Source organism: Acinetobacter sp. 24-47-66 (assembly GCF_056779755.1).
In genome coordinates this window covers 54,286-63,406 of the sequence record NZ_JBWYIL010000009.1, presented here as the reverse complement: position 1 = coordinate 63,406, position 9,121 = coordinate 54,286, and the positions used below count along the sequence as shown (strand labels likewise).

The following is a 9,121-nucleotide window of genomic DNA, read 5'->3' as shown; positions in this document are numbered from 1 at the left end:
CGATTCTTGAAGTCGCTCATGGCATAGTGCGACTAATAAATCAAAATGAAAAGCACAGGACATGAGTCTAAATACGCAAATTTTAATTGCTGCAATTTTAGGTGTGGCTTTTGGCATCTTGTTAAATGTATTCCCTGATACAGTATTTTTTAACGGAAGTTTATATGGCTTAGGGATTGCCAGTAGTATTTTTATTGGTCTACTTAAACTATTACTGATTCCTCTCATTTTTAGTTCTATTGTTGTCGGAGTTTCCAATCTGCAGACTGGTGGCCAACTTGGTAGAACTTGGAAAATTACCCTTGCTTGTTGTGTCACAACCACAACGTTGGCGCTGATTTTGGGGCTTGCGTGTGCGCATCTTTTTGAGGTCGGGAAAGGTGTAGACATCACTATTTTTCAAGAGACCATGAATCAGCATCAGACGCCTGATACTTTGACGCCCTCGAGTTTTTTTACCAACTTTATCCAAAATACACTAATAAACCCGTTTAAAGCATTTGCTGAAGGTAATGTGTTAGCCGTTGTCGTTTTTGCACTTTTAATTGGGGTGGCTCTCGTTAAAGGTGGTGAAAAATTTAAAACAGTGAAAGCGTTGAGTCAGCAATTTTTTGAAATCATGATGTTGATGATTGGTTGGGTGATGAAGCTCGCACCAATAGGGATTTTTGCGTTGCTGGCAAAGTTAATCGCGACGGAGGACCTATCTGTTCTGAGTCGATTAGCAGAATTTGCAGCAGTAGTCACGGGAACGACCATCTTTCATGGCCTAGTTGTTTTGCCTTTGTTGCTCTGGATTTTCGGGAGAATGAATCCAATTACATTTTTTAAGGGAACACGAGCAGCCTTGATTACGGCGTTTGCTACTAGCTCAAGTTCCGTAACCATGCCGCTATCAATGAAGTGTGCTCAGGAAAATTTAGGAGTAAGACCCCAGACTGCAGGATTTGTGATCCCTCTCGGGACACAGTTGAATATGGATGGGACGGCATTGTATGAGGCTGCGGCGGCGCTGTTTATTGCGAATTTAATGGGGCTTGACTTAACGTTAGGACAACAATTGATTGTGTGTGCGACAGCAATGATTGCATCTTTAGGGGCACCAGGTATACCTAGCGCAGGTATGGTTACCATGATTATGGTTTTACAATCAGTTGGACTCCCGGCAGAAGCAATCGCGATATTATTGCCGATTGACCGTTTGTTAGATACCGTTAGAACAGTGGTGAATGTGCAGGGGGATATGATGATTAGTGTTGTTGTAGATCGTTACACGAATCCTGATCATGAACCTATTGAAAAAAATACAGCTTAAAAGATTAGATCAGATATAAAAAAAGCAGGGATCACCCTGCTTTTTTATTGAATACATTATGCAACTTTCAGTGCTGCACGTTCCGCTGCTGGTGACTGATTTAGATAGTTGATCGCATCTTCAGTTTTTGCTTCATGAACAGGGTCATACCAAGGCATTAAATAGCCGAGTTGTTGAGAAACAAGCCAGAATGGGTGAGGAAGTAAACCATTGTCTTTTTGGGCAATTCGTGCCCATTCACGCCAAATCCAAGGTTTGTAAACAGCTGGTTTAATTGATTTAAAGCGAGGGTCTTGACCCATAATATGAGCAGCACCATCAACCCATAAACCTAATACAGCAGCAATCACAACTACACTTTGATAATAGCGAGAAATATAACCACCGCCAAGATGACGATATAAGTCAAATGCAACGGTACGGTGTTCAATTTCCTCAGCACCATGCCATTTTACGAGATCGAGCATATTGGCATCAGCACCCAATTCTCCCCATTTTTTGTTGTACAAGGCATATTTGCCGAGGACACAAGTCATATGTTCAACAGTAGCAATAATACCTAATCTAAATAAATCCCACTGATGATCTAAGGCTTTTGGGACGTTTAGACCTAAAGGTTTATCCGCTAAAAGTTTTCCAAAAAGAAAGTCCATGATATCGAGGTTACGTTGAATATCGATATGACGTGCGCTGAGATATTCTTTATTTGCTGAATTATGTGCTTGAGCGTGCATCGCTTCTTGGCGAATAAAAGCTTTCACATCTTCTGCAAGTTTTTCATCAGTAATTTTGGGTAATACTTTGTTGTACAGACGACAAAACCAAAATTCGCCTGCTGGTAAGATGTTATTAATTTCATTGATAAAATAACTAACGAAAGGCTGATTTGGAACCCAATCTACTGGTGTATCCGCCCACTCAAATTTAACTTTACGAGGTTTGATGTGATACTCAATAGAAGATCCAATCTTACTATTTCTTAATCGAGACAATAATTTCATCACACTTTCCTGAATTTTTGTTGTGATTATCATTTTTCAGTATAAAAAAATGCCCTCAAATAACCTTAGCATTTGAGGACATTGATGTATCAATTAGTGAATGTAATGATTTAACCATTCAGTAGGGTAGATACTATTCAGCTTTGTTGGATTCTAGTTCGGTTGTTTCGCTTGGTGATTCATCATCTTGTTGAATATCATGATCAAAATCTTCATCGATGTCTGATTCACTTACTTCAGGAATTGCACTTAGATCAAATCCGTTAGGTTGCTCAAGCGTAAAATTTAAACGACCAGCAATAACGCTTGCGAGTTCTTCAAGACCTTGCTTATTGAGGGATGAGAACAATTGGATAGAGAAGTTAAGCTTCATTTTCTTTAATTGAGCTTTGACTTCTTGCAATGCTTTAGAAGCTGGACCACGATTTAACTTATCTGATTTTGTTAATAAAACATGGACAAATAATTTACGTGAATAAGCCCATTCTAACATCATGACATCGAAATGTTGTAAAGGGTGTCGTATGTCCATTAACAATACAAGCCCTTGTAAACTTTCACGATGAATGAGGTAGTTTTCAAGCTCTTTTTGCCAAACGATTTTCATGCTTTCAGGTACAGCAGCATAGCCATATCCAGGAAGATCAACTAATCTTTGTTCGGCATTGCCCATGCTAAAAAAGTTAATCATTTGTGTGCGACCAGGTTTTTTAGACGCACGTGCAAGTTGTTTTTGATTAGTTAATGCATTAATCGCACTCGATTTACCAGCATTCGAACGACCTGCAAAAGCAATCTCATAACCTGTGTCTTCTACACATAAATTCAGTTTTGGTGCACTCATTAAGAATTCGGCTTTGCGCAACCAGTTGAGCGCTTGAACCGAATATTCAGTAATCGCTGGATCGGCTTTTTTCTCATAGCTGATCTTTTGCTTTGGGGCATTTGACGCCTTACTGTTTTTCGACTTTCCTCTGCTGTGATGCATAGCTCAACTTCAATAACTCAATTTACAATCAGCTATTATAAAGGAAGTCGCGCATGCAAGCGAATACTCAATCGAATTGAGTCAATCTATGGTGTAACTTGGATGAAAGGAATGGGTGAATCTGAATTGAATTTTATACCTGAGGTGGGTATAACATCCTTCAGTTTAAATTGATCTAAATGCTGATAAAACTGTTGGACTGCATGATCTAAAATGCCTTTTAAGCCACAGTCACTTCTTAATACGCATGGCGGGTTATGACACTCTACAATTTGCTGATCGCCTTGAAGTGTTCTCACTAAAGTCCCTAATGAGATATTCAGAGTTTGAGGGGCTAGACGTATACCGCCACCTTTGCCTCGACTGGTCATTAGCCAATTTTGTTTTGCCATAAAGTGAACGATTTTCATGGCATGGTTTTCTGAGACCTGCAATTGGTTTGCCAGTTCTGCAATGGTATAAGGCAAGTCGCGAGGTTGTGCGACATACATCAATATACGCAGCGCATAGTCGGTAAATTTATTCAGTTGCATAGATCATCATAAAAGATAGCTTATTTCCATCTTAACATTGAAAGCCCCGTGAACGGAGCTTTCAATGATCTCTTAAAATCTTATTTCGGTTAAAGATTTAGATGAATTAATTTTTTAGTGGTGCAGATACCTCAACCACATCACCTACTTGATAGTGGTTTAATAAGATATTTGCCACAGAATATTCAGTTGCTTCATCTACCGCTTTTACTGTGATTTGATACTGATCAGCTTGTGCAACATCAAAGCTAAATTGTTGTGGTTGGCGCATCTCTTGCCCCGGTACTTGGACTCGCACCGAAATATATTCACCTGCTTCAGCCGTCGCAATGGTGTGACCGTCTTTGGCAGCTAAAGTGAAGGTTTTGGTGTTAGCTTCAGCTTCAATCGCTGTAATTTTAAATTCACGCCAGCCAGCCCAACCACCATTTTGTGCAGTCAAAGCTTCATATTTTGATTTTTCGACACCAATTAAAATGTCTGCCAATTGCATATACGCGGCTTTCCAAGCAGCAATCAGATCAGAGTCCATTGGCACATCTAATACTTCGCTGATTGAATGCAGAAGGTTTTCACCCACAATCGAGTATTGATCCGCTTGAATGTCTAAACTTACGTGTTTAGTGGTAATTCGCTCAATCGCTTTTGCCAAAACTGTAGGATTTTCAATATTTTCAGCATATGCCAAAACAGCAGCAGCTAAAGCACGTGGCTGACGACCAGTACTTTGATGATCCATGTTAAATGTATTTTTTAACTCGGGGTTGTTGTTCAGCATGCGATTATAGAAATAGGTCGTAAGAGCAACACCATTCTCACGCAGGACGGGAACAGTCGCTTTTACAAGTTCAATATGTTGTGGCGTCATGAGCTTCAACTTTAGTTTTATTAAAAGATATATTTAAAATACATCTTTTAGGGTCGAGCTGCAATATGACTTGCATAGAAAACCTTAAAATAATTATGGGATATTAAAATATCCCATAATGAAGTTAAAAATGATGGGTAAAGGGAGGGCTATTTTTTTCCAAATAATGAGCCCAGTAGACCGCGTACGATTTTTTGCCCAGTGCTTCCGCCGAGGCTTCGTGCAGCACTTTTAGCAAACGTACCGACAATATCTTGGGTGAGTTTTTCGCGTTGTTTGGCTGCACGTTCTGCTTCTTTTTGTTGTTCACGGGCAAGGCGTTCTTGTTCTTTGGCTTGCTGTTTTGCGAAAGCTTCTTGCTCTTTAGCAATTTGCTTCGCGTAGGCCTCTTGTTCCTTAGCTTGTTGTTTTGCTAACGCTTCTTGTTCGGATTGTTGTTGACGCTGAACTACTTTGTTTTGCAGCATTTCAAAAGCACTTTCTCTATCAAGTACTTGCTCATAAACACCTGCAATCACACTGTTTGTCATGAGCGTCTTACGCTCTTCAAGCGTGATAGGTGTAAAAGATGAATATGGGGGCATAACCCAACCGCGTTCAACCATTTGTGGCGTACCTTTCTCATCTAGACAGCTAATCAGCGCTTCACCAACTGCCAGCTCCGTAATAGCATCTTGTACTTTGAATGCAGGATTTGCTCTAAAAGTATCAGCTGCAGTTTTTACTGCTTTTTGATCTTTTGGTGTGAAGGCGCGAAGTGCATGCTGAACACGGTTGCCCAGTTGTCCTAAAACACTTTCAGGTAAATCCAGCGGATTTTGGGTGACGAAATAAATACCTACTCCCTTAGAGCGGATTAAGCGTACCACTTGTTCGATTTTTTCTTGTAAAGCAGGGCTGGCATTGTCAAACAGTAAATGAGCTTCATCGAAGAAAAATACCAATTTCGGTTTATCCATATCACCGACTTCAGGTAATTGTTCAAACAGTTCGGAAAGCATCCACAGTAAGAAAGTCGCATACAGCTTTGGGATATTCATTAATTTATCGGCAGCGAGCAAATTAATATTACCGTGACCTTGTGCATCGGTTTGGATAAAATCCATGAGGTCTAATGCAGGCTCACCAAAAAATTGATCACCGCCTTGATCGGACAGTGCTAGCAAATTACGTTGGATTGCACCCAAGCTGGCAGGAGAAAGATTGCCGTATTCTGCTTTAAAGTCAGCTGCATGCTCAGTCACATAAGTGATCATCGCCTTGAGGTCTTTAAAGTCGATCAGTAATAAACCTTGATCATCCGCGATGCGGAAAATCGCAGAAAGCACACCTTCTTGGGTGTCATTCAAATTCAGCATTCGGGCTAAAAGCAATGGACCAATTTCTGATACTGTAGTCCGAATCGGGTGACCTTGTTCGCCAAATAAATCCCAAAAAACCACAGGTGATGCGCTAAATGGGATTGATTCAATATTGAGGCTCTTGATGCGTTCATCAAATTTTGAATTGCTTTCACCTGCTTTGGCAAGGCTAGAGACATCACCTTTTGCATCGGCTAAAAATACCGGCACACCAATACGAGAAAAGTTTTCTGCCAAGACCTTTAAAGTGACTGTTTTGCCTGTTCCTGTTGCGCCGGCAATCAAGCCATGTCGGTTTGCCAGTTGCGAATGTAAAACAATCTCTTGGGATGTATCTGAGGTTTTTTTTGCGATGACAATTGGTGTGCCCATAATTATTCCTTTTTATTCGATCTTTTGTTGTTGCATTATTTTGAGTGCTTGTTGAATATCTTCTATCAAATCTTGCGGATGTTCCAGTCCTATACAAAAACGAACCAATATTCCTTCTTGTAAATGTGGATGTGCAAGCTCACGCATTTGATCAATTTGATAGAGCATTACTAAACTCACTGGGCCACCCCAGCTAAAACCTAATTTAAACAGGTTAAGCGCATCACAAAAATTGCGTATATCTTGAAGATTATATTTTTTATCAAAAATTACACTGATTAAACCTGCGCTTAATTCTGATAGGCAAACTTCTTTCCAAAAAGTATGACCTGCAGATTTTGGATTGGCAGGGTGCAATACTTGTGCAAACTCATTTTGCTGTTGAAGCCAGTTTAATAAAGTTAGCGCTGATTTAGATTGGTGCGTATAACGGAGTTCCATTGAAGATAGGCTGCGCTGAATCTGTGCGGTGTCATCGCCTGATATAGAAATTCCTTGAATTGCATGCATGCGAAATAGCTTGTGGTATAAATCCTTGTTTTTTGTTACGACACTTCCCATGAGAATGTCACCACCACCGCTTGGATATTTGGTGAGTGCATGGATGGTAATATCGACTGCTAAGTGTTCTGTACCAAAATCAAAAGCATTAAAAGCTAGACCCGCTCCCCAAGTATTATCAAGTGCGGTAAGCATCTTATGAGCTTGAGCTTTTTTCACCAGATTCGTTAAATCTGGAAATTCAAGTGTTACAGATCCTGCAGCTTCTAACCAAATTAACTTAGCTTTATCACTGGGTTTAAAGCTCTCAATATCAATCGGATTATAGACCTTAACGACAATACCATAACGTGATTCTAGGTTTCGCAAATGCTCCATATTTGGACCGTAAATATTGTCCGCGACCCAAACTTCATCACCATGTGCTAAAAAACAAGAATTCACCAAGTTGATTGCAGAGAGTCCGCTTGGTGCAAGTAGACAGTATTCTCCGCCTTCTAATTGTGCAATATTGTCGCCTAGCGTAAACGTGGTAGGGGTGCCATGCGTTCCGTAACTATAGTCATAAGGATCGGTCCAATGGCGATTGAAAAGAGCATCGGTATTTTCAAAAATGATCGTTGATGCGCGATAAATAGGGGGTTGAATACTATTTAAAAGTTGAGGTGCTTTTCTAGGGCTATGTATGAGTTGAGTTTGCGTATTTATTTTCACAATTTACCTGTATAAACCGTCATTTTATAACTAACAAAACATACTACTAAAAAACTGCATAGCTGTGCTTTGTTTAAAATTATTTAACAACCTATAGGTTGGCTTCATTTTTGCAACTGCTAGTGCAATATAAGAAAAGTTCGGGTTGGAAAATGAAGCCATTAAAAGTGCATTACTTTCAGCATATTGCTGGTGAAGGGTTCGGAAGTTGTTATGAATATTTAAAATCAATTGGAGCACAAATTAGTGCTACGGAATTTTTTGCCTTACCTGTTGAGATGGCATTAGAAATCGAGGCGTTACCAGCAATTGAAGATATTGATTTACTCATCATCATGGGTGGAGCAATGAGTGTAAATGATGAGGCTAATTATCCATGGCTAAAAATAGAAAAAAGATGGATCCGTCGATATTTATCACTAGGCAAGCCTGCAATTGGTTTGTGTCTCGGAGGTCAGCTTATAGCCAATGCTTTGGGAGCAAGTGTACGTTTAAATGAGCAACAAGAGTTAGGTTGGACTAAAGTCTTCAGAACTCAACATGGTTTATCAGATTACTTTGAAATACCTAAAGAATTGGAAATAATGCAATGGCACAGTGAGACTTTTGAGATTCCTAAAGGAGGCGTCAGACTGGCTGAAAATAATGTGTGTGCAAACCAAATGTACCAAATTGGAAAGAATGTGCTGGGTTTTCAGTTTCATCCAGAAATAACGCCGAAAGTTTTACAAATGTATATTGAGAATGAAGAGCATGAGAAGGTATTTTCTGGCGCTTATGTACAATCTTTAGATACCTTAAAACAAACAAAAAAAACTAAGTTCCAAAAAGGGAATGAATTGCTGATCGATGCAATTAATTATGTATTGGGGTTCGGGCAGGGTGTACAAAAGAAAGCCGCCAACGCTTAACCGTAAATTGAGAAAAAATGATAAATAGGTTTGCTTAACAGTTAAACAATCGTTATAATGGGCGACCCTTTGATATTAAGGGCTAAACAACGTTGATTGTTGTTTAGATCGTTACAGTCGTGGCATCGATCACGACCTTAGTGATTTTCACTGCCTCTGACACTTGCCTTGTTTTCGGACAGGGGGAGATGCGTCATGGGTGATTCTTTATATATTTGGCTTGGAGTTTACTGGTATGTCTAACCAGAGAATCCGTATCCGTTTGAAGTCTTTTGATCACCGTTTAATTGATCAATCTTCTCAAGAGATCGTAGAAACAGCAAAACGTACTGGTGCACAAGTTTGTGGTCCAATCCCGATGCCAACTCGCATCGAGCGTTTTAACGTTCTAACTTCACCGCACGTTAACAAAGACGCGCGTGATCAGTATGAAATCCGCACTTACAAGCGTTTGATCGACATCGTTCAACCTACAGACAAAACTGTAGATGCATTGATGAAATTAGATCTTGCAGCTGGTGTAGACGTTCAGATCGCATTGGGTTAAGGCTTTCGGT

The 9,121-nt window shown here is 39.9% G+C and carries 9 protein-coding genes; 3 read left to right on the top strand and 6 right to left on the bottom strand.

Translation table 11 applies throughout. The features are described 5' to 3' along the window. Positions 1–61 precede the first annotated feature (61 nt). Complete coding sequence (locus AC1M84_RS09780) at positions 62–1,315, top strand: dicarboxylate/amino acid:cation symporter (RefSeq protein ID WP_035265062.1); 1,254 nt, start codon at positions 62–64, stop codon at positions 1,313–1,315. A 56-nt stretch (positions 1,316–1,371) separates the two neighbouring features. Here AC1M84_RS09780 and AC1M84_RS09775 read toward each other — a convergent pair whose 3' ends face one another. The 6 genes from AC1M84_RS09775 to AC1M84_RS09750 all read right to left on the bottom strand — a co-directional run bounded on the left by AC1M84_RS09775 (position 1,372) and on the right by AC1M84_RS09750 (position 7,653). Next, complete coding sequence (locus AC1M84_RS09775; protein WP_035265065.1) at positions 1,372–2,316, bottom strand: metal-dependent hydrolase; 945 nt, start codon at positions 2,314–2,316, stop codon at positions 1,372–1,374. 133 nt (positions 2,317–2,449) lie between these two features. Beyond that, positions 2,450–3,304: a ribosome biogenesis GTP-binding protein YihA/YsxC gene (gene yihA, locus AC1M84_RS09770; RefSeq protein WP_035265068.1), complete on the bottom strand. Its 855-nt coding sequence runs from the start codon at positions 3,302–3,304 to the stop codon at positions 2,450–2,452. A gap of 86 nt (positions 3,305–3,390) precedes the next feature. Then, positions 3,391–3,837, bottom strand: coding sequence for an RrF2 family transcriptional regulator (locus AC1M84_RS09765; protein WP_035265081.1), 447 nt, complete (start codon positions 3,835–3,837; stop codon positions 3,391–3,393). 106 nt (positions 3,838–3,943) lie between these two features. Further along, entirely contained in the window at positions 3,944–4,705 is a 762-nt protein-coding gene (locus AC1M84_RS09760; RefSeq protein ID WP_481594893.1) for a globin domain-containing protein, read from the bottom strand. A gap of 149 nt (positions 4,706–4,854) precedes the next feature. Further along, entirely contained in the window at positions 4,855–6,438 is a 1,584-nt protein-coding gene (locus tag AC1M84_RS09755) for a helicase HerA-like domain-containing protein (RefSeq protein WP_481594892.1), read from the bottom strand. Between the two features lie 12 nt (positions 6,439–6,450). Continuing rightward, positions 6,451–7,653, bottom strand: a complete 1,203-nt coding sequence (locus AC1M84_RS09750; RefSeq protein WP_481594891.1) for a PLP-dependent transferase — start codon at positions 7,651–7,653, stop codon at positions 6,451–6,453. A gap of 152 nt (positions 7,654–7,805) precedes the next feature. Between AC1M84_RS09750 and AC1M84_RS09745 the strand changes: the two genes are divergently transcribed. Together AC1M84_RS09745 and rpsJ are read left to right on the top strand one after the other, a co-directional pair. Then, complete coding sequence (locus AC1M84_RS09745) at positions 7,806–8,564, top strand: type 1 glutamine amidotransferase (RefSeq protein ID WP_481593797.1); 759 nt, start codon at positions 7,806–7,808, stop codon at positions 8,562–8,564. A 235-nt stretch (positions 8,565–8,799) separates the two neighbouring features. Continuing rightward, a complete protein-coding gene (rpsJ, locus tag AC1M84_RS09740; RefSeq protein WP_004725677.1) occupies positions 8,800–9,111 on the top strand; it encodes a 30S ribosomal protein S10 in 312 nt (103 codons plus the stop codon). The last annotated feature ends 10 nt before the right edge of the window (positions 9,112–9,121 follow it).